Genomic DNA, 22,516 nt, shown 5'->3' with positions numbered 1-22,516 from the left:
TATGTCACGACTAATCGGACGCCCATCCATCATCATGGTAATCCTAGCCGCCTGCACTTTGCAGGCCGTCTCTCAGCAGCTGCAGCCAAGGGAGCGTTATCAGCTGCATTCAGGTGACCAACTCAGCATTGAATACACCTATACTCCGGAACTGAACACAACGACCACCATCCAGCCTGATGGTTTCGTTAACCTCAGGGTGGGCGGAGACGTACTCCTTGCGGGTAAGACACTCGTGCAGGCAAAGACCCTTATCGAGCAAAGCGCGTCTGATCGCTTGAAGAATTCTGCCGTAGTCCTGACTCTGTTAGATTTTCAGCATCCATATTTCGTTGTGGCGGGCGAAGCGTACGCTCCCTCAAAGTATGAGCTTCGCGACAATCTAACCGTGCTGCAGGGCCTGATGATTGGAGGCGGAAGCAGGATTACGGGTAAGGAATCTCAGGTTGTCCTGATCCATGGAGCAAATACTCCCACTCCCGAAGTTCATGTACTAAACCTCAAGGATGTTGGCTCTCAGAAGATATTTGAAAAGGACATGGCGCTAAGCAACGGGGATATTATTTACATACCGAAGAGTAAGCTCACCAAGACGATTCAGGTGTTTTCCCTTATTAACGGACCCCTCAATACGGCTGTATACGCTGGGTTTCGCTAGTGCCTCGCCTTTCAATCATTCCCTTGTTAGGTTCTCATAGATTCGCTTTCTCTTTGACTAAGGTCCCAGCCCTTGCCTGATCAGCGTCGGCGTGTTCTTTTTGTAGACCACACTGCAGTCTTAGGCGGTGGTGAACTCGCTTTACTAGCGCTTCTGCGCGAGTTGGACCGATCGCTCTTCGACCCCGTTGTACTTCTGCTCTCGGATGGCCCGCTGATTCAGGAGTTAGAGGGTCTGGCAGAGACACACGTGCTCGCTCTTCCGGATGAGATTCTGAAAGCTCGTAGAGATGATCTGTCGAGTCCTGGATTTCTATGGACGAAGCTTGTGATAGCTCTTCGCTATCTCCATTCCTTCTCTAGGCTCGTTCGGAAACTGCGCCCTCGGCTCATCCACTCCAATTCCCTAAAGGCCGACGTACTTACGGGCATCGTTGCGGCATACAGCCGGATTCCTCAGATCTGGCACATTCGCGACCGGATAAGTGAAGACTACCTACCATCCTCAGTCGTCGCTCTGTTCCGGATAGCCTGCCAACTGCTCCCAAATGCCCTGATCGCGAATTCCCGTTCGACGCTTGAAAGCCTTCACCTGGGCAGCGAGACCGTAGGCGTGGTGATCAGTTCTGGCATCGATCTAAAGCCCTTCGTGGATTCGAAGAAAAGGGAGCATTTCACACTTGAACAGTCCTCAGCTGCAAACCCAATCCAAATCGGAATCATCGGACGCATATGCGCATGGAAGGGGCAAGATGTATTCCTACGCAGTGCCGGTATAGTCCATGAGTTCTTTCCGAACGCTCATTACCATATCGTCGGCGGCCCGTTATTTGAAGAGCTTGAGTTCGAAAAACAACTCCACGACATGGCGGCGACGCTCGGTTTGAGCCGCCAAGTGACCTTCGCCGGGTTCAGACGCGATATCCCAGACTATGTCTCCGGTCTGGATATAGTTGTTCACGCTTCAACCATCCCGGAGCCCTTCGGCCAGGTGATTGTGCAAGGGATGGCCGCAGGAAAGCCCGTCATTGCGACGGAAGGCGGAGGCCCATCTGAAATTGTCGAGGATGGGGTAACAGGCTTCCTCGTCCCGCGAAACAACGCAACGGCATTAGCAGGTGCCATCATGCATATTTTGAACAACCCCAAAGCTGCACAAATCGTGGCTGAACGCGGACAAAAGGAGGCACTCCAAAGGTACGGTTCCGAGATAACGACACGGAAGGTAGAAGAGCTCTATAAAGAGCTGCTCGCAGGGTGAAGACTCTCCGCTCCCTGATCCGGCAATAGTCCTTTAGCACCGGCTAAAGTGTCTTCGCTTAGCCCTGTGTCCTTGACGACGAACTTCGAAACCCTCAGACTAGGAAGGTACCCGTTATAACGTCCAGCTCCCTGCGGCGAGGAAGTCTCTCCAGAGTTCAATACTCGCCATCCATGAGGCACGTGGATCTTTTCGTAGACGAAGGCATCGCTCCCGACCCTCTGCGCTTCGGCTGATCTCCCTCCGAAGTCAAATCCTCTCTTGAGAGCTTTTTGGCCAAGGGGCGATGCTGACAATAGAAGCATATAGACAACTGATCGTGCTAAGGCGCAGAGCGAACATGACTACCCCAGAGGTTTCGTCGAATCCGCCCATACCTACCCCCTTGTCTCCCGAGCGGATTTCCACGCAGGCAAAGGGCGGAGGAACCAGGGCTGTCGTACAGACCGTCGGAGCACGCCTCCTCATTCAAGTTATCAATGCCGCAACGGGCATCTTGACGGCAAGGCTCTTGCAACCTGCGGGACGCGGAGAGCTTGCGGCCATGATCCTCTGGTCTTTGTTCCTCGCCCAACTCACGACCTTCGGCATCCCAAGTTCGCTTGTATATTTCCTCCGGTCAAGGCCGGACCGGAGAGGCGACCTCATCACAAGCGGTCTTGTGATGGCAGGTGTGCTGGGCGTCGTCACCGCCATCATTGGTGCGGTGCTGATGCCCGAGTTCATCAGCAAGTACCCGCATTGGGTGATTCGGGATGCGCAGTGGCTACTGGTCATTACGCCCATTTGCTCCTTGACCTTCGTCGGTCGCGCAATTCTGGAATCTCACGGTGAGTTTGGCGCGTCCAATCTGGCTCAAAGTTTGAGCCCGCTGACCACCTTGATCGCACTCTTGTTTCTGGTGGCTCTTCACCGCGTTACGGTACTCGGTGCCGGCCTGTGCTACATCATCGCGATCTTCCCCGTCGCAGCATTGCTGGCCGTGCGCGTGTTTCCCTACTTTGACCCAGCGGCTCGAATATCAAAGTCAGGCTGTAAACTCCTTCTCAGCTATGGCGTCCGTTCTTATTGGATAGACCTTCTCGGTACCCTTTCCTTGCAGGTCGATCAGGTTCTTGTCGTTAGCCTCCTCACGGCGGCTGACATGGGACTATATGTCGTTATGCTGAGCCTGTCGCGGATGGCAAATGTCTTTCAGAATGCTGTCACCGCCGTGTTGTTCCCAAAGGCGACCGGCCAAAGTACGGAGCGTATCCGGGAACTCACGGGCAGAGCGGCACGCGTCAGTCTTACGATCACGGCATGTGCGACATTTTCTATCGGAGTAATCGGTCCTGGTCTGCTAAGGATCTTCTACGGAAAGGATTACACCAGTGCGGCAGGATGCCTCCGAATCCTTCTCCTTGAAGTCACCATGTCGGGTCTTGTCTTCATCCTGGCACAGGCGTTTATGGCGCTCGACCGCCCGGGCACCGTCTCCATTCTTCAGGGCATCGGCCTTGGATTCAGCGTACCTCTCATGCTCTTGCTGATTCCACGCTTCGGCATTACCGGAGCCGCTTATGCTTTGCTCATCTCAACAACCGCACGTCTCTGCTTTATTTGTGCAGGTTTTCCCATATATCTTAAAATCCGGGTCCCTGACCTTCGACCCAGAATGGATGACTACACCTCACTCGTTCGTAGCCTCAAGCGATCGACCCAGAAACCCTAAATACCGCTTCGGTTGGTAACGAGTGCGAGGCTCTGTATGCGTATTCTTCACATCTTGAACAGGCTCTCTAGTTTTGGAAATGGCATCGTCAACCTCGCGGTCGACGTCGCGATCGAGCAGAAGAAGGCCGGACATACCGTGGCCTTTCTCACTGGTCCTGACGGCGGATATGAGACGATGCTCCGCTCCTTTGGAGTGGAGGTTTTTAAGAATATGCAAGAGCAGACCCTCGCAAATCTCTTGCCGGCAAGCTTCAAGTCGCGACAAGTCCTGCGGGAGTTCAAGCCGGATGTCGTCCATGCTCACATGCAGACGGCCCTGCTTCTTGTGATTCCGTGGACGAAGCTTTATGGTATTCCCATGATCGGTCACCTGCACAATGTGCACGATAGGTCAGCGCACCGCATGAGCTGGGCAGACCGATTGATTACCGTGAGCGCATCGGTCCAGCAAAGCATGCTTGACCTGGGTGTGCCGGCAACGAAACTGCGGACAGTACTGAATGGAACAGTCCGAAGTCCTCGCGTCCCAAAGATTTCCGATCAGGTGCCAGAACCACTTCTTCGGCCAGCCATTCTTACAGTGGCGGGAATGAGTCACCGCAAGGGGATCTCAGAACTCATCCAAGCGTTTGAAATCGTGGGAGCGCAGTTGAGCGAGGCACATCTATACCTCGCAGGTATAGGACCAGAGAAGCCCCTGTTCGAGCAGCAAGCCGCAGACTCCCCCATGCGCGACCGCATCCATTTTCTCGGTTTTACTCCAAACCCTCAGAGACTCATGATAAGCAGTGACGTTTTTGTGCTCGCCTCGCGAAGGGACTCATTCGGGCTGGTCCTTGCCGAGGCGCGTGAGGCGGGGTGCGCCATCGTAGCCTCCGATGTGGATGGAATCCCGGAAGCTCTCGACGGCGGAGAAGCTGGCATTCTCGTACCCGCCCAGTCACCGAAGGACCTGGCAGAGGCAATCCTCAGTCTCCTTCAAGATGATAATCTTCGCCAGGAATGGCGACGAAGAGCCGGGATAGGTCTTGAACGATTCACCGTCGCTCGTATGACTGAAGAAGTGATGGATGTCTACCGGGAAGTTGTGCGGTCAGACATCAATCGATAAAGAATGGCGCGGCTAGGAACGCCGGCGAGCAGGAGAATGACATGCTTCTGTCATCTTCGGCGACCCTCCACAAGGCACTCGACAGCAACAGGATGAATCACCATATCCAGGATGGATAGAGAGGTTGCATGATTGTTGACTATCGGACCCGGGACGTCTCCCAGCCCATCGAGGTCGATCTGTGTGTCATCGGAGCTGGCGCGGCAGGCATTGCCATCGCTCGCCATTTTGCGGGATCAAAGACGACCGTAGCCCTTCTCGAGAGCGGCGGCTATAAGCTTGATCCACAGCTTCAAGCCCTCTACGAGGGCGATAGCGTCGGCGAGCCGTATTACGAGACGCTGGACCATTGCCGGTCACGTTTCTTTGGTGGGAGCACGAACTGCTGGGGTGGCATGTGCACACCAATGACTGAGATCGATTTTCGTGAGCGAAGCTGGGTGCCGTACAGCGGCTGGCCCTTCCCTGAGGCAGAGATGGATCCGTATTTCCGCAGAGCACATGATCTGTGCGGCATTGGGCCATACGGCTACGATGCCAAAATGTGGGACACCATAGGAAAAAAGGCTCTTCCGCTGAACGGAGATCTTCTTTGGTCGCACTTTTGGCAGATGAATAATCGGTATGGGAACAAACACATCCGATTCGCGAAGAAATTCCATACAGACCTGGAGCAGGCAACGAACATTACTGTCTACCTGCACGCCAATGTTGTTGGTTTGAAGTTGGACGAAAACGCAAATCGAATGAGTTGGGTGCAAACGAAAACTCTTGATGGGCGTACAGGTAGAGTGCAGGCTAAATGCTTTGTGCTGGCATGCGGTGGCATCGAGAACGTCCGGATGCTGCTCGTCTCCAACGATAAAATGCCGGCAGGCGTCGGCAACCAGCACGACCTGGTAGGGCGATTTTTTAATGAGCATCTACAGGCGGAATGCGCCACGGTGACGATTCCGGAGTCGGGCAGCAAGCTGACAGACTATGCGCATTGGTGGAATCTTGGGAGATCCCACGCCCGCCCGGGAATGACGCTTTCCCCTGTCGCTCAAGAGAAGCATAAAACCCTTAATGCGAGTATCTCCATTGACGCCGTGTACGACGCAAACTATGTCTGGAAGGCGGCCAAAGATCTGTGGAGCGATATCGTCAATCGGAAGGTTGGCGCGAAATCCGTCAAGAGCGCCGTTAGCATGCTGAGTCAACCGCATGTGGCACTTCCAGACACATACCGCAGGATGAGATATGGAACGCGGCCGATTGGCAAGCCGAAATCCTTTGTCCTATATGCCCGCGCAGAGCAGGCGCCTATCCCGGAGAGTCGAATTCGAATTGGCAACGACCTCGATCAGCTAGGAATGCGGAAATCGGTTCTGGATTGGCACACGAGTGAAATTGATCACCGCTCCTTCCGCCTTCTCATTGAGACGACCAAGTCGGAGTTTTCACGCTTAGGACTCGGGGACGTTCACGAGGCCGAATGGCTGCGTGATGGGGGCTGGCCGGATTCACTTGCAGGCGGGCCACACCACATGTGTACAACTCGAATGTCCGACGATCCTATGCAGGGGGTCGTCGACCGAAATGCAAAGATACACGGAGTAGATGACCTCTACGTCGCGGGAAGCTCTGTATTTTCGACGGGGGGGCATGCTAACAGCACCCTAACCTTACTCGCGACCACGATGAAGCTCTGCGATCATCTGCAAGTACTCCTCTCATAAATGGAGATCTGTCAGTTATGACCAAAACCAGCAACAGCATCGATAGGCAATATCCTTTCGAGAGGGCTGCTTTCGGCCGACGGCTAAAGGCTCGGTCTCTCATGAAAGAGCTTTGCAGTTTGGCCCCTTCGATCTTCATTGCGGCCGTTCTAGCGATGCTAACGTGCCATCCCCTGCTCGCTGCCGACGGGCTGTCGGCAAGCCGCCCTCCCAAACCTGGCATACAAAACGACACTACTGCCATTATCGGAGCCGAGGCTATAAAGTGCGTTTCCGCAACTTCGGATGCGAACAATACGTCTGATCCACCCGGCTGCCTCTTCATTATTCCAGGGGGAGCACTCACCTTGAAACCGGGGCAAACCGCTGGCGTGCGAGGACCCGGAAACATCACACTCAAATGTATCGGGGGTGGAGACCACCTCAGTTGCGTAGCTTCCCTTGGAAGGTGAGCATTCAGCTATTTAAAGGGAAGCTCGGCAACGCTGGCTGCCACGGGTATCAGTAAAGGTAGTTTGTCTTAATGAAATAAATTGCTCCCGACATAAAAAGGCAGTAGGTGCCGAACAAAAGCCACATGCCTCCCTCAAGCCACTTCTCAAGCCACCTCAGCGCCCCCAGGCCTGACAAAAACGACAGGCTCATTCCAAGAACGCCCAAAACGAGAGGTCCGGATAACGAAACAGGCGTTCCCGAAAGTGCAGCTTTCTGGGTTGTTTTGACCAACCGTAGAATCTCATAGACAACTACCGGAGGAGTCAACACGACCGCAAGGGCAAAACTGAAGCTCTCCGCCTGCTTTCGTTTGACACCAATGAGCATTCCCGTCGAAATGGTGGAGCCGGATCGGGAAAAGCCTCGAAATGGGAGCGACAACCCCTGCACCGCACCAATCACCGCTGCCTGCCACGCGGACAACTCCTTCGATACTTGAACGTATTCGAACGTCTTTTGCTGACGGCGATAGATTGGCTCAAATAGCCCCGCGATACAACTCAGCAACCCTCCGCAAAAAAGAGCGGGAGCAATCAGGTCGAGACGCCCGAAAAGCTGTTCGACGGTCTGCTTGCCTCGACCAAAGACAAATTCGGTCTCGATGTAGTGCTTCAGGGGATAGCCCACGGCGCCCGTAAGCAAGGTTGCGATGAAGACCCTCAAGAAGATTTGTCCAAACTCCTCTGAGCTTCGAAAGTATGTCTGCTTCCAACGCTTCCAGAAGTACACGATTACCGAAAACATGGTTCCCGTATGCAGCATCACAAGTAACAGTGACATGCTGGGGGATCCCGGGTCGAGCCCCATCAAACTCTCGAGCAAGATGACATGTGCCGAGCTTGAAACCGGCAATAGTTCCGTGAGCCCTTGCACCAGGGCGAGTATCACGATCTGCAGTAGAGTTGGCATCTTCCTATCCTAAAACGCTACCAGCATCCCAACTGTCTGCTTTGCTTATCTATTCCGACCGGGCGCATCGACCGGCATCCGATGTCCCGTGGCACAATCCCGCTTATGGATGTCCTGCCACTCGTTCTACGTGCGAACCGGCCAAACTTGGTTGAGTTTGGCCGGTTCTTCGCGAACATTGCTATTTGATTGTAGCCGACCACCTTGACGAGCAGCCCTAGATTCTGGGACCGACCGTGAACATGGGCGACGCATAGGACAGAGCGCCGATGTCACTCCCGCCTGAACCTGCAGCCCTCAGCGGGGACGATGCGGTCAGCCTGAAGTCCTCAGCGGTAACATTGCTGAAGCCCGGCGTCGCAGTGCAGAAGGAGTTGGGGTCACCCGGAGCGGCAGTGTCGACCTTCCGGAGGAACCCATTGATCGCCCCACAGGTACCTCGATTGGAACCGACATTCTGCACGTTATAGATCACCCACGAAGCTACAGAACCACCTTGATTCTGCCAGGCATTGTTATGCCAGTCCATCGGCGCGGAATACTGCAGCGAGGCCAACCGAGCAAAGATTCCAGCAGCGTTGTTAGTTGTCGTGATGCAGTTTGGGCAAACCCATCCTGTAGGGAAGTAGCTCGCCGCCTGAACACAGGCATTATCATGCACGTGAGTCGAGACGACATTCATCTCCATCGTCATGCAGGATGCTGATGTGTTCACGATCGTGTTGTTGATGACGTGCATGTCCTTCGCGTAAGGATATGCAGCGCCCTCGTAGCCGTTGTTGATATCGATTCCGTTGTACAAAGTCAACGTCGCGCTGTATCCCAGGTTGGTGATGATGTTGTGGTCAAAGACTTGAGCCTCGTAAGAGGTTGCGTCAGCAACACTTGTTGAAAAGCCTCCCGCCTGAATTCCTTCGCCCAAACTATCGTGGACAAAGTTATGGGAGACCCGTCCTCCGGCCGTCGCTCCGAAGAATATGTTTCCGCTTGCGTTGTCTGTGCACTCGTTGTTGCTGACGATGCCACCCTTGCCTAGATAAGACACATCCCTCGAGAGGCCAACACCACCGAAGCGAATGCAAGCTGTGTTGTGGCTGCTTCCATAGCTGTACTGGATAACAGGATAATTGGTGGTTACTCCACCCACCGTCTTTGTCCCATCAAGTCCGGCGAGCTCGAAGTTTGCGTGGTTAGCGTCGTTGCGGCCATAGTACGTATCAATCAGCCCAGACCAGCCATCTGAAATGGAATCTCCGCGGACAAGATGGGGGTTCGTGTCGCCAGATGCCCGAAGTACGACGCAAGCCTCCAGGTTAGCCGTTCTGCTTGTGCCGCCGGCCCAGCCCAGTGTGTCGCTGACGGTGTCGCCAGTGTTCCAGCAGGTAGGATAAGAGATGGTAATGTACTCGTTCGTCCAGTACTTGCCCGCCAGGTTGGAACTAGCGTAAGGGAAAGAAAGGATGCCGCTCTTGAGTTGGTGAGCAAACTGGATATGCGTCACGTTGACGTAATTTACGCCGCGCAGCAGCACGCCATAGGACCGGTGTGTCGCGTAAAAAGTGTGGTTAGCCGGGTTGCTGCCATCAGCTAGATGGACGTAGAGTTCATTAGCCAAAGCGCCATTCTGTGACGTCGTCGCATAGTAGAAGCTTCCACCGTCGAGCCGGCCATAGAATTTCAGTCCGCTCCCGGTTGCTCCCGTTACAGAAATCTTAGGAATTGTGCTGCATCCGTGATTGACGGTATAGGTGATCTGGTTCACCGGAACTCCGCTGACGGAGTTGACCGTTCCCTTCACCGAGCAAGCGACCCCGCCAACTGAACCGCCGCCGGAAGAAGTAAAGCTGAAGCTCGCTGGGTAGCCCACCCCGCCGTACAGTGAAAAGTAAACAGATCCACCGCCGATTGCCTCCACGTTCTGTATCCCGGTATTGGTCGGAGCAAACACCTGTGACATCACGCCGCCAGGTGCCGACGCGCCTGCGTACGGGCTAACCCACACTCCGCCGAGACCCAGCACATTGAGTGTCGCCGCCTGCGGTGTATTGCCGCCATTCATCTGATAAAGACCGGTAGAAGAATCGAGGACTGAATCCCAAGGCTGATAGGTCGTCGTCCCTCGCGAGTTATAAGTGCCGACATAGTTCGGGACGGGCATGAGTTGTGGGGTCTGGCTCAATTTGTCGATATAAAGCTTCTGTGGAGCAGTAGTGAGTTGCGTCGAATACACGCCGTTGCCAAGCGATCTCCAGACAAGGTCTGTCAGTGGATCGGCGGCATCGATGATGGGGTCAGGTCCACCGGCGAAACGCCCAAAGGTAACAGGAGCACTCGCATTTCCCGAGCAGGTTGGCGGAGTATTCGTGAGGGTAGTGGTCGCGGACGCGCTCACGAGGCTTTCGCAGCGGATGTAATCATCCGTATACCTATATCCAGCGTGGAGCAGAACCTGGTCCCCAGGCTTGAGAAGAGGTGTGAGGGTGTTGATCTTAGCGATGGTTTTGAAAGCCCTCGCTGGGGTCGTGCCGGCCCATTCGTCTGACCCATTCCTGCTATCGACATAATAGGTCGTTGCAGCGTGGGCCACGTTCGAGCAAAGGCCCAAGAGGAACATGACGGGAAGAAGAGAATTGAAAACCGCACTCCGAGAAGCTTCGAAGGTAGGCAGGCTGCCGAAGATGTTCCTAAGGATGGATTCCGCTCTAGAGGTTAGGGCCATCCTTTGCAAGTTCCCGGAAGTTCTCGATATTGCCTGAACTTTATCCGTATTTGCAGAGTTGCCTGATTTATTCAATGAGAAGCCAAGTACAACAGGGTTATTACGGTATAAGTTTTTCATAGGACGAGGATTGCAGGAGCGAGCGCATACGGGAATTGCCCCTTGGGGGTATCCCTATCACTCGAAAGCTGCAAACTTGACAAAGGAAACTAAGAGTGATGATTACCTGCGTTATCTTGGCATTTGCAGACATATCCACTCAAATAGCTTTCCATCCAACCCGCTCGACGACTTTTGTAACGTGCCTATAGCTTCGGCAAGAGTCATGCTTCAGCACGGAGTTGAAACTTTTCCAGGTGGACAGATATGCGATGTATACGGGATCTCTAGCAGATACAGCTCAGGGTCGAGCCAAGTAAATTTGGCTGAACCGAGCAGAAGGAGATTAAAGCGGCCGCTACCTCTCGTCCATCATTTGATCCGCCAAATAACAGCTCTCACGCCCAAGAGAGGCGGCTCGCAACAGCCGTTCAGCGGCATCAATCCCGATCTCAAGCTGGCTGCCATCGGCATAACGCGTCCGAGCCTTTCGCGCGGGGCGGGGTTGCGGGATGCAGGTGATTGATCCGCTCCGACCTTCTATCCGTGGAAGGCGAAGTACTCTGCCTGGAGCTGGACGAAGCTTAGGGATGACTCAGTTGCACGAGAAAAACCGGGCCTGAAGCAGCTTCTTCTTGTGCCGACGCTTAATAGCATTGCAGGACAAGTCGCCCCAGCGTTGACAGAACAAGTCCTCAACAAAAGATGCAGTCTTCGGGGAGTGGACTGATGGCGTAGCGGTTGATTGACACCTATCTGTTGAATGAGCGAAGTATGCCATTCGAAGATGCTGCCCTGTAGATCGCGCTCGGGATGCCCCGGTTCAGGGGTGAAAGGAACGCTTGGACAAAGCATTCCTGGCGAACTCTGTAATGCGCTCCTGAAAGACCTTGATGTCGTACGTGGCCGCATGGCGTTGGATCGCAGCCTCATCCCAGGCCATCTTTTCAAATCGGTCCATAGCATCAATGAGAGAGCTCACAGAAGCTTCGTCGAAAAACACCCCGTTAAGGCCGTCAACAATAGTCTCAGTCGCGCCACCGGCCGCGAAGGCGATGACAGGGCGCCCCGCGGAATTTACTTCCAGAGGGGTCATGCCAAAATCCTCTTCGCCAGGAAAAAGGAGGGCTTCGCAATGCTGAACATATTGCGTGACTACTTCGTCCGGCGCCCTGCCCAAAAACTTCACTGAGGGACCGGCCATTTCTTCAAGACGCTTGCGATCCGGACCTCCGCCGATGACGACGAGTCGGCGATTTGTCTGAGAGCAAGCCTGAATTGCAAGATCGAAACGTTTGTAAGGAACGAGCCTGGAAAGGATGAGGTAATACTCCTCCCGTTCTGGCTCAGGCGTCTTTTTGGTCGGTGAAAAACGCGCTGTGTCAATCGGCGGCGGGATAACCTCTGCTTCCACCCCGAAACTGCTCTTCAATCTCGCTGCGACAACCCGCGAGTTGGCTATGTAGAAATCCGGTCGGGTCGCCGCTCCGATCTCCCACCTCTTGAGCCACTTTAGTGGGAGAGACAGCAAGAGGCTTTTCAGATAGCCGTTCTTCTCTCGGGAAAGATAGTCTTCGGTTCGCCAGACCCAGCGCATCGGAGTATGGCAGTAACACACGTGGACTGCACCGGCTCGCCGGCGAACCCCCTTCGCATACCCAAAACAGCTCGAGATGATCAGATCGTAAGCGCTAAGGTCGACATGATCCACGGCGAAGGGGTAGAGAAGAAAGTAGGCCCGGAACAGCCGGGCTTTGTTTGGCAGCCGATTCATCCACGTGTTGGTAATTCTGGCGGACTGAAGCCCTTTGCTGAGAATCTCGGGTGCCGATAACGTGGAGAGGAGATCTGCACCGGGTAGGGCTTCATAGATAGCTTCTGCTACCCTTTCTGCTCCACCCATCTGTGCAAAATTGTCATGAAAAACAGCGATAGACAGGTCGCCCAACACCGGCAAGGAATCTGAATTTCCGGAAGCTTCGATATTCTTCGACTCTGTCATGGTTTTTGTAGGCTGCGGTGCTTTTAATTTCACTCGTTTTCTAGCCTCTCTCCTCGTTCCACCAACGGATTCAAGAACTCGAATTCAACCTAGAATATGGCTTTCAGCCCCAGTATAACGAAGGCTCGGCGTCAACACCGAGCAGCGTACCGGGAGTGATTGATCAATCACGCTGCAGTTGCTACAATCAACGTGTACACGTTTGAACCTTTGCTGGAGCTGCCTGCGGCATTCATTCTTATAGCGGTTGCGATAAGAATGAATGCGCGTGTTCTATGGACATGATCCTCCGAGCCTGGTTACCGTATTTACGCTTGCGCGAAAGTTCGCAAGTGATTCGATCGACATTTCTTCGAAGCTTCGTCCGTTCCGACCCGACGAATATCCTGGAAAGATTAGCAGAATGTTTTTCTGCCTTGACGTCGCACCCGTTAGTTTCGTTCTGTTCAGGTGCAACGTTCTTATGCGAGCATTGTTTTAGAGACTTCGATCGCAGAGGATACCTAACCAAGGAAGTACATGCGAGGTTCCCATGAGACAAGCCAGTCGTAAGATTGTTCTATTTGGAATGTGCGGTGATCTGGCGGTCTGCGCGGTCAGTTTGCTTGTTACGGCTTCTGTGCTCCACCAGCTCCCACTTGATGCCGGCGCGCTCGTCATCAAGAGTCCTTTCTGGCAACTCTTGAGCGTCATACTTCTCAGCCTATGCTGGCAGTTGTCCATGGTGGCAACGGGAGCCTACCAGTCTTATCGGCTGGCCAGTTGGGTAGAACAGGCCCTCGCTCTTGCGGTAGGCACGGGAGTTGCAGCATTCTGGGCCGGAGTTTGGCTCTGGACGTGTCAGTTGAGCGGACTGATTCCGTCGGGATCGGTGGTCACCGCTTTCTTCCTCTTCTGGCTCATATCGTTCTCGGCATTGCTGTTCACAAGGATCGTCGCGCGAGTCTGCATGAGGGTCTTCCACCGCAGTGGGCGCAACGTGCGCAACGTGATTCTCGTTGGCTCGAATCGTAGAGCGGTCGCCCTTGCCGACGGTTTGATCGGAGATGGCGACTCAGGATACAAGCTGCTTGGCTTTGTAGACGACATCTGGCACTTTGATGGGGCTCCCGAGCACTACAAGCAAATGCTCATAGGGAACTCGGAGGACATTCTCGAGCTCCTCCGAAACATGGCGCTGGATGAGGTCATCATCGCTCTTCCCATCGCATCGAGCTACCGGTTTACGCAACAAATTATGAACTGGTGCCGTCAGCAGGGAATTCTAGTGCGATGCGATGCAAGTCTCTTTGACTACACGTCGGATGGCGTACAGAGCATTGGGATTTCGCAGAGGCTGATCACATTGCACAATACGGAACGCAACGGTGTACTCGTTGTCGCGAAGCGCACCTTTGACTTCGTCCTCTCGACGATTATTCTTCTCGGCCTTTCCCCGGTGATCGCTGTGATTGCTCTCGCGGTACGCTTTACTTCGCCAGGGCCGATCATCTTCGCGCAAGAGCGGCTCGGGATGGGCAAACGGCGTTTCAAAATCTACAAGTTCAGAACGATGGTCGCCGATGCTGAAGCGCAGATGAAGAAGGTCGAACATCTCAATCAGTCCGCTGGACCCACCTTCAAGCTTAAGCACGATCCACGCATCACCCCGGTTGGCTCCTTCCTCAGGAAGACTAGTCTTGATGAGCTGCCCCAGCTCTTCAATGTATGGCTCGGAGATATGAGTCTTGTTGGTCCCAGGCCTCTCCCTCTCAGGGATTACCGGGGATTTTCCGAAGACTGGCATCGCAGGCGCTTCAGCGTCAAACCCGGCATAACATGTCTCTGGCAGGTCAGTGGCCGCAGTTCCATCGGGTTTGAAGAATGGATGCAGCTCGACATGGACTATATTGATCGCTGGTCGTTCTGGCTCGATCTACAAATTCTTGCTCAGACCATACCTGCTGTTGTGAAGGGGTCTGGAGCGATGTAGTTCCGCTGGTGGTGATAGAAGAGCGGCGAGTATGCCTGCTTAGAGTCCCTCCGTGAGCCAAAGTGCTGAGGAACGATCATCATTCCATCAAGGAAGATAATGCTTAGACTTGTCGTTACCGTACTCCTCTGCCCTATTGCCACGCTCTCATTAGCCGCAACGCACTACATCGCGAATTCGGGAAGGGACAGCAACAGTGGTTTGAGTCCCGCAGCCCCTTGGCAGACGATCACCAAGCTGAATGAGTCTCTGGCGCACGCCACGCCCGGCGATTCTTTCCTCCTCAAGCGAGGAGATGTCTTCCGGGATGCATACATCTTTTGCGGATCGCAGTACCAGAACAAAGGCAATCAATCCGTTGCTACCAATCCTCCAGTCTGCTCCGGCGCGTCCGGTCGGCCGATTGTCATCGGAGCCTATGGAGATGGTCCAAATCCCGTGATTGATTCCGCAGACGTCCTGGTGGGAAAGTGGACACCTGTAGCGGGGACGACCTACCAATTGCGGCTACTCGCAGGACAACAATTTCCGTTGAAGCTTTACGTGGACCCAAACCCCGCGAACGGGCTTCAACAGCAACTTCTTCCTGTTCCGAATTACGTCGGAGTGTGTTCACCTGGCACGACATACAACTTTCTGGACATGTGGGAAGCGCCATCCAGCAACGCCGACCTCTCCCTCTTAGCCGGCCCTGCGCCGGTTAGGGGTTGCTCCGATCCTGCCTACAGAAAGATCACCCCAGCCAAGAACGGCGAAGCACGACAGTCCTTCGCTCCAGGGAACACAGGTCTTCAGAATGTGGAGGAAGGGGCCTCCGCGTTCATTCCTGGCACGCGGGGATTTGGCTATCCTACGTACCCAGGTGTCTGGTACGTCTCTGGCTCACCTACGGCTGGCTACACGGTCTATCTCAACCTCGCCGACGGGTCTAATCCAAATAGTCATGTTATCGAAGCAACCCACAGGATTTATGGTGTTTTCATTGAGGGCACTAACTACGTCACAGTACAAGATCTAACCGTTGCTCACAGCTTCGAAAGCTGTGCGCAAGACATTCCCTACTCTGACACCGATCCTGTCGGTAGCTACATCACGTTCCAGCGTCTCCGAGTCTTCAACTGCACGAGCCTCGGAAATGACTACCTGACCCAGCAAAATACCAATCTCGGTCTGGCACACACCCGAGGTGGAATTTCCGTGCATGCTAGTGGTGCGAAAAACCCGCCAAATCTCAAGTCTCCTGCCGTGCTCAGTAGCTTCGTGGGAACTCTTGATAGCTACTTTGCATCAGATAACACCTATCTCGCGGGGATCAATCTCAACGGGATTGACGGCGGGAAGGAGAACAGCTGCCTGGCGTGCGGAAACTTTGTGAATACTTCAACTGCTCCGGGCATCGTGTACAACACCAGCCTCAATTTCAATGCGGGCAGTCTCCCGCAAAATGTGGGCGGTCGAATCGCAAACAATGAGCTAACAAACAATCAACTCGGTATCGGCTTCACTGCGATCTCTGGAGGACTACTCGACCATAACTACATCCACGACAGCTATGGCGAGGGCATTCAGATCGGAGGCTATTCCTCAAGCACGGATGGAGGCCCAGGAGGGCCAGTACCCGGGTCTCAGGTCATCTCAAATAATCTGATAGTCAATCTTGGACGAAGTGCATCGAGGAGCCTCTACAACGGAATCGATTGCAATACCAACTCAACGCTGTTCTCCGGCTTCTATGAGATGCATAACACCATCGTTAACACCTGGGGCGCAGGCGCCACCTTCGAGGGAAACGGAAGGAACGGTTGCACAGCACCCCACTTCTGGCGAAATGTCATCGATCAAAACTACCCTGCCTTCGGCAACCAAGCCGCGCTTCCGAACTGGAATCCGAGTATGCGGTCGTTGAATGGCGGAAATCTTCTCTATATTGTCAGCGGGAACCATGCCGGTTATGACTTCCACGACAATTTCTACCGAGGCGCTCCTACTCAAAAGGTGATCACTCGAGCCAGTGCCGGGAGCTTCAATTGTGAAGACTGGATCACCAACGGGCCCGACAGAAATTCTACCTGCGATGGTACGGATCCGATGTTCCTCAATCCTGCGGCCAATGATTTCAGGATTCAGACCAAATCACCCCTGCGGTCCAACCAGAGGAATCCGCGAGACATCGGCGCTATTCCGTACCAGAGTCCTGAGCTTCCGCTGGACAAGAATTTGATCGTAGGGCCGATAAAGTAGTGGGCAAGAGCTTGCCTTCCTCAGTTAGCCCGCTTCAGGGCAAGAACGCCTTCCGTTCGACTATCTCTCCTGTCTCAGGGATCTTGTCCATCTCCCGAAGCTAGATGGGCCTCTAAAACCCCCGGGCGAGCCCGGCCCCTAAATCTCCTGCAAATCGCATTCCGGACTCTTGAGCCCTTTAGGCGGACAGTTCCGATTCTGACTCGGTGAGCAAGAAGCCTGTCACGCCTCCGCAAGGAGGGTCTCTTCTATGAACCAGAGAAGAGCAATAGGAAGCGGGACATGGTTTGGTACAAGACGTGCTCCTCAATCGGGAAGGGACTGCGCGTTTTGGACTCCGGCGCGGAAGTCCTCTAATTTTGAGAGTATTCTAGAGGAGCTTACTTGGACGCCCGAATCGCTGCCTCACCTCGTGGGATTGGCTGGCAGGAATCGACGCCAGGTCCTCAGCTCCAGATTAAGAAACCATAGTAAAACATTAAGAATGAGGACCTTAGGTCTGAAGTTCAGAGCACCAACCAAAATCTGCGCCATCCGTTCGGAGAGCTAGTGCCTATTTTAGCTAACACGCGTGCCCCTCGATCGAGCACTCTGAAGCAAGATGTCTTTGAAATACCGTGGTCGGCTCTGGGCCTGATCGCATTAATGTACGTGTTGACGTTCACCGTCCTGACAACCGTCGAATATGCGCAGCATGGACTCCCTCTCGACGACTCGTATATCCATCAGACGGTAGCTCGAAATCTCGCCGACCGCGGAATCCTTGGCTTCAGTCAACTCCACCGTTCCTCGGGAGCTACCAGCCTTCTGTGGACACTCATCCAGGCGACCAATTACCTCCTTTTCCGCATAGACCCAGTCTGGTACAACCTGGGAATCAGCTACGTACTCCTCGCTCTTATAGGACCGCTGCTGTTTGTCATGGCATCCCGTGACCGCCTGCCGCCCTTTGTATCGTGGGTCGTCGCGATCTCGCCAGCGCTCCTTGGAAACTTTGTCTGGCTCGGCATGATCGGGATGGAGCACCTGCTCTTCGCTGTGTTCTCGCTGAGCGCCATCTACTTTTGGCTGCTTCCGCCCGACAACTCGCTCCGCAGTGCCGTCTTCACCGGATGCTGCGCCGGTCTTCTGGTGCTCACACGTCCCGAATCGATTCCCTTTGCTCCGCTCTTATTCCTCTTCGGATGGGCTGTTGCCCACCAGCGCCGTCGGCTGCGAGAGTATCTCGTCGTCCTCGCATTCTGGATCGTCTGCACGTGCATACAATTTGGAGCGAACCTCTACACGTCGAAGACCCTTATGCCCGCAACCCTCAAGGGCAGGTCATGGCTATACTTCCATAACACCGGCGGCCCGCATTCTATTCGATCCATGGCGCGCTTTTGTGGAGCTTGGGTCCAACGTCTTCCTCGTCAGTTCAGTACCAGCTACACTCACCAGCTCAACTCACTCCGGGAAGCGGCCACCTTCTACGCATTCTTGGGAATTATATTGCTCGTCCTCACAATAGTAGGTGTTCTGTTCTTGCTCCAGCGCAAACCCCTGCGCATAGGCGCCCTCGTATTGTGGTCGGGTATACACTTCTCCATCTATTTGTTTACCTTTCCTACCGGTGGCCATGGTGGGCGTTATCAACCTCTTACCCTGATGCTCTTCTTTCCACTTCTGGTGTTAGGTGTCTACCAGTTGCTTAGCCTACTCGCCCGTGGAGACCGGCCTTGGGTGAAAGTTGCTGTTGTAGTCTTCATGTGCTTCGCGAGCTTAGCCTCACTAGGGACCTGGCGTCGAGTCACGTTCGCCGGCATTGCGCACATTAACAATACTCACGGGAAAATCGCAACGTGGATGCGGGCGAACGTTCCGACGACCGACCGGTTCGCGGCATTCGATATCGGACGAGTCAGCTATGACTGGGGAGGAGATGTCATTGACCTCGGGGGGCTCGTCGATCCCACCTACGTCGACTACCTCCAGACCGGACGCGTCATTGAGTACCTGAAGCTCAAGCAGGTTCAGTACGTGCTTCTTCCTAGTACAGGAAGCGACGACCTCACCATCAACCCGTCGACACTAGGCGGAGAGAAAGTAGCCGAATACTGCAGTGATCCTGGTGATTGGCTTCTAGGGTTCCGCTATACCATTCATGCGACCCAGTGCCAGACACTCTATCGCGTCACAAAATGGTAAGAGGACCGGCGGCTTAGCTCGCGAGTGAGCTAAGCCGGTACCCGTTTGCCCCGGCTCGTACGACGTACACATAGAAAGTACAGAAGACTGCCGATGGGTACGCGAGGACGACCGCGTGCCGCATGAAGCCGAAGCCGACCAGGTACGGAAGCGAATATGCGGAAAGAAGTAGAAGGTAAGTCAATGCAGCGGAGCGAAGCTGGCCTGCCTTCGTAACGAGTGCGAACAGGGAAAGAGCAACTGCGCTCCACAGGATGAGCCTGAAGGTCAATACGCCGGCTAAAGTCAAAAGAGCTGGAATTCTGCTCATTCTCGTCGCGGTAAATGAATTCAGCGAAAAGAACAGATAGGAAAATTTTCGCCAAAGACCGATAAGCGTGTAAGTCGGACGTGAGAGCGCAAAAGCACGGCCTGCGGATAAATGGTAATCATTAAACGCCCATTCATTCGGAAAATATCGGTTCCCGTTTAGTGCTGGATCGAATGAATCGAAGCGAGCATTCGTTGTTGGGTATCTATCCAGGAAGTCAGGGTTATTTCCTTTATGGAAATTGAACCCATCGAGGCTCGTGCCGACGGAGTATCTTCCGCTGACGTGGTGTTGATAGGCGGCCCATGAAAGCGGAGCAAGCGCCACCAGCAGAGTAATGACCATCCGAAGTCTCCAGGACCGCAGATGAAAGAGCGTGGCAAGGAGCAAAACTGCAACAGCAGGAAGCATGGAACTCTTCGATAGAAAGATGAGCTCAAGGATCACCGCGGAGCAGACCGCCCACATGGTAGAGCGTCTAAAGGGAAAAACGATCAGAACGAGAGCCAACGTAAGTAGACCGTAAAGATATCCCTCTTCGACCTCCATACTCGTGATCACGACGAGCAGACTGCTCGCGAGCAGAGGCAGGAACAAGATAAGGCCACATAAAGTCGCGGCTTTCCGATCCTTTGAAACGAACCTCAAAATGAAGAAGAAAGAGATCCAGAGGGGGATCAGGAATACGAGCGTCTTCGCGACGTCGATCCTCTTGGGATCATCTCCAAAAAGCTTTACCCCTGTGGCCAGAACAATCGAAGCAACCGGCATGCGGGCGCTATGAAAACACAGTGCGTCCGTGGGTCCACGTAGTTGATCAAAGCACACGAGCAGGCCATGATCCTGCAGAAGGCTTTGCGTAGTCGGGCCAACAAAATAACCCAGATCAAAAATCGATTGGAGTCTTTCCTGGTGTGTGGGAGCCCAGACCATGCCAACGGAAATCGCAGCAGAGCAAAAGATCAGAAACGCGATTATAAGAGAGGCATACCGATCCGTACGACGAGCGTTCAGACTTGAGATCACATGACCGCCTTGAGAACAGATTCTGTCCAAGAATATACTGTCCTGCTGATAAATTGACCCTTTTGCGATAAGGAGCAAAATCGAGGATAGAAGTCACAGGCGACCATGAGTCGGTAGATCTGGAGGGAACCTGATCTTTTAGAGCCCAGCTGCTCACCAGGTGAGTCGTCGTCCGGACCAATGTTCGTCGTCGCCGTGTCCCACCTCTTCGTACCACCATGGGACCAAGGCGTTGGTTCGAGTGCGGGCCCAAAACCCTCCGGTCGCAACCGGAGGTCTCACTCGAATTGTGTTTCCTGCACTAGTATAGAAGTATATTTTGAATTCTGGCGTACTCCAGGGGGATGAGTGAAAAAGTCTTTCCGCCGTGAAGATGCCCGTCACCTTGGTGTGGTTGCAGTGTCGCCAACTTCGCTCGGTGCCTCTCGGGTCTTCACTAGCGCATCGACTCAAGGCTGGGGAGCCTCGTATTTTTCATCTCTGCTATCCAACCAAGCCTGGGCACCTCTGGTTATTGCCACGTTATACCTGCATCGTTTTACCGCCCGCCAATAAGAGGTTTCGATGAGAGAAACAGCTGTCGTACTGCCAACGAAGACTATAGGCAGGAAGGATTCAAGCCTTAGCGAACGCCCCTCCGAGAAAAATGGGTGGCTTGCTCTTGCGGCATTTTTGGGGATCACGGCTCTCCTATTGATCGCTATAAGGGGCCGCGTGGTAGAAGTCGCATTCACGCCGCTGGCTATCGTCGTCGGAGTGTATCTTCTCTTTCGCTACGAGAGGATCTATCTGGTTCATACTGTGATCTTGCTTTGCTGCACCCCCTTTGTTCATCGGGTCGCAGACAATGGCGGGACGATCGTAGAACACAGTCCGATGCTCGCTGCACCCATCTTGGTGACCTTCCTGAGCGTATTGCGAATCGGTAAGTTTCGACTACTGGATCCCCAGAATCTGGTGTATGTTCTAGCCCTGTTAGGAGTTCTCTACGGGGCGTTTGTCGGCTTCTTGAGAAACGGAGTCGCTGCGGCGGCCGTTCCTTTGCTTGGCTGGTTATGTCCTCTCATGATCGGCATGTTTTGCTATCTTCAGGAGGATTCGCAGCAAAGTCTGGCGAGGATGTTCAATAGGGCGGTCATGGTGGTCGGCGGAATCGTCGCGGTCTATGGCGTCTTGCAGTTCTTTGCTCCCTTCGCCTGGGACACCTACTGGTTGGCTCAGCTGCAAGCGCAAGGCCAGGCTATTTCAATGGGAACTCCAGAGGCGCTCCATATCCGAGTTTTCTCAACATGCAATAACTCTCAAGCTGCCGGGTCGCTTTTGGGTTACGACATCTTGGTTACATGTGTCCTTCGATTTCGTTGGAAGCTGGTTGCTATCGTGTCGCCAATACTGGCCTTGGCGCTAACCTCTGTGCGTTCTGCCTGGGTAGCGTGTGCATGTGCAGGCGTGGTGCTGTTTATTCGCGCCGGCACGAAAGCAAAGATCCAGACAGTTTTTGTTCTAGGGATTCTACTTGTGTTGGGGGTCGCGGCGGCGAGTACACCCGCTGGAAGCACGATCGCCGACCGGCTTACATCATTTGGCTCCGTCAAGAATGACACCTCTTACCGCGAACGAGAGATCGGTCGGAAAGCTATCGCAAAGGTCATTGGGAACGAGCCGTTTGGCCTGGGAATTGGGTATGTGACGTCGTTTGAGAAGACGGCTAGTTTCGCCATCACCGATCAAGGTGTCGTGACAATGCCAATGGAGCTTGGGTACCTTGGAGTGACTCTCTACGGCATTGCGATCGCAATGCTTCTTTTCGGTCCGCTATGGAAGGGGATTCGCTCGAATGGGGAGATTCTGATGTTGGCCTTAGGCATGCTCTACATCATCTTTTTATTTGCAAATACAAATCCCCTCAACACTGCTTTGGGAGTTTTCTTCTGGGTGCCAGCAAGTCTGATGCTCAAGTTCTTCACGACCCAGGCAACTAGTACTAACAAGAGATTGCAAAAGGCTTATGCGCCTATCTAGCTTTGACATCTGTTCTATGGATGGCCCACCCGCCTCCACGCGGCAAAATTCGTTACGGAGGGGGCCTG

At 53.9% G+C, this 22,516-nt stretch carries 13 protein-coding genes; 9 read left to right on the top strand and 4 right to left on the bottom strand.

Going from position 1 to position 22,516, the window contains the following annotated elements:
- The first annotated feature begins 1 nt into the window (after position 1).
- The 5 genes from GRAN_RS08100 to GRAN_RS08080 all read left to right on the top strand — a co-directional run bounded on the left by GRAN_RS08100 (position 2) and on the right by GRAN_RS08080 (position 6,466).
- The gene (locus GRAN_RS08100; RefSeq protein WP_128912403.1) at positions 2 to 658 is read left to right on the top strand and encodes a polysaccharide biosynthesis/export family protein; all 657 of its coding nucleotides are present in this window, start codon (positions 2 to 4) and stop codon (positions 656 to 658) included.
- A gap of 72 nt (positions 659 to 730) precedes the next feature.
- Positions 731 to 1,918 carry a glycosyltransferase family 4 protein gene (locus GRAN_RS08095; RefSeq protein ID WP_128912402.1) on the top strand — a complete coding sequence of 396 codons (1,188 nt, stop codon included), beginning with the start codon at positions 731 to 733 and terminating at the stop codon, positions 1,916 to 1,918.
- 385 nt (positions 1,919 to 2,303) lie between these two features.
- Positions 2,304 to 3,632, top strand: a complete 1,329-nt coding sequence (locus tag GRAN_RS08090; protein ID WP_241654488.1) for an oligosaccharide flippase family protein — start codon at positions 2,304 to 2,306, stop codon at positions 3,630 to 3,632.
- A gap of 36 nt (positions 3,633 to 3,668) precedes the next feature.
- Entirely contained in the window at positions 3,669 to 4,745 is a 1,077-nt protein-coding gene (locus GRAN_RS08085) for a glycosyltransferase family 4 protein (protein ID WP_128912400.1), read from the top strand.
- Positions 4,746 to 4,873: 128 nt separating this feature from the next.
- Positions 4,874 to 6,466 (top strand): FAD-dependent oxidoreductase, encoded by a 1,593-nt coding sequence (locus GRAN_RS08080; RefSeq protein ID WP_128912399.1) that lies wholly within the window; start codon positions 4,874 to 4,876, stop codon positions 6,464 to 6,466.
- Between the two features lie 501 nt (positions 6,467 to 6,967).
- Here the strand turns inward: GRAN_RS08080 and GRAN_RS08075 are convergent.
- The 3 genes from GRAN_RS08075 to GRAN_RS08065 form a co-directional block, all read right to left on the bottom strand.
- The gene (locus GRAN_RS08075; protein ID WP_128912398.1) at positions 6,968 to 7,870 is read right to left on the bottom strand and encodes an undecaprenyl-diphosphate phosphatase; all 903 of its coding nucleotides are present in this window, start codon (positions 7,868 to 7,870) and stop codon (positions 6,968 to 6,970) included.
- A 217-nt stretch (positions 7,871 to 8,087) separates the two neighbouring features.
- Positions 8,088 to 10,457 carry a hypothetical protein gene (locus tag GRAN_RS08070; protein ID WP_128912397.1) on the bottom strand — a complete coding sequence of 790 codons (2,370 nt, stop codon included), beginning with the start codon at positions 10,455 to 10,457 and terminating at the stop codon, positions 8,088 to 8,090.
- A 1,054-nt stretch (positions 10,458 to 11,511) separates the two neighbouring features.
- On the bottom strand, positions 11,512 to 12,723 hold the full coding sequence (locus tag GRAN_RS08065; RefSeq protein ID WP_241654407.1) for a glycosyltransferase: 1,212 nt from the start codon (positions 12,721 to 12,723) through the stop codon (positions 11,512 to 11,514).
- 499 nt (positions 12,724 to 13,222) lie between these two features.
- Here GRAN_RS08065 and GRAN_RS08060 point away from each other — a divergent pair, with 499 nt between their 5' ends.
- From GRAN_RS08060 to GRAN_RS08050, 3 genes are all read left to right on the top strand, one after another.
- Positions 13,223 to 14,662 (top strand): sugar transferase, encoded by a 1,440-nt coding sequence (locus tag GRAN_RS08060; RefSeq protein ID WP_128912396.1) that lies wholly within the window; start codon positions 13,223 to 13,225, stop codon positions 14,660 to 14,662.
- Positions 14,663 to 15,100: 438 nt separating this feature from the next.
- A complete protein-coding gene (locus GRAN_RS08055) occupies positions 15,101 to 16,903 on the top strand; it encodes a right-handed parallel beta-helix repeat-containing protein (protein WP_128912395.1) in 1,803 nt (600 codons plus the stop codon).
- 645 nt (positions 16,904 to 17,548) lie between these two features.
- Positions 17,549 to 19,090: a glycosyltransferase family protein gene (locus GRAN_RS08050; protein WP_241654406.1), complete on the top strand. Its 1,542-nt coding sequence runs from the start codon at positions 17,549 to 17,551 to the stop codon at positions 19,088 to 19,090.
- Between the two features lie 13 nt (positions 19,091 to 19,103).
- Here the strand turns inward: GRAN_RS08050 and GRAN_RS26110 are convergent, their stop codons facing one another.
- Positions 19,104 to 20,426 (bottom strand): hypothetical protein, encoded by a 1,323-nt coding sequence (locus tag GRAN_RS26110; protein WP_241654405.1) that lies wholly within the window; start codon positions 20,424 to 20,426, stop codon positions 19,104 to 19,106.
- A gap of 564 nt (positions 20,427 to 20,990) precedes the next feature.
- Here GRAN_RS26110 and GRAN_RS08040 point away from each other — a divergent pair.
- Positions 20,991 to 22,448, top strand: coding sequence for an O-antigen ligase family protein (locus GRAN_RS08040; RefSeq protein WP_128912394.1), 1,458 nt, complete (start codon positions 20,991 to 20,993; stop codon positions 22,446 to 22,448).
- The last annotated feature ends 68 nt before the right edge of the window (positions 22,449 to 22,516 follow it).

Source organism: Granulicella sibirica (assembly GCF_004115155.1).
GTDB lineage: Bacteria > Acidobacteriota > Terriglobia > Terriglobales > Acidobacteriaceae > Edaphobacter > Edaphobacter sibiricus.
Note: the sequence above shows the minus strand (reverse complement) of the source record. Positions and strands in the feature narration are given on the sequence as shown.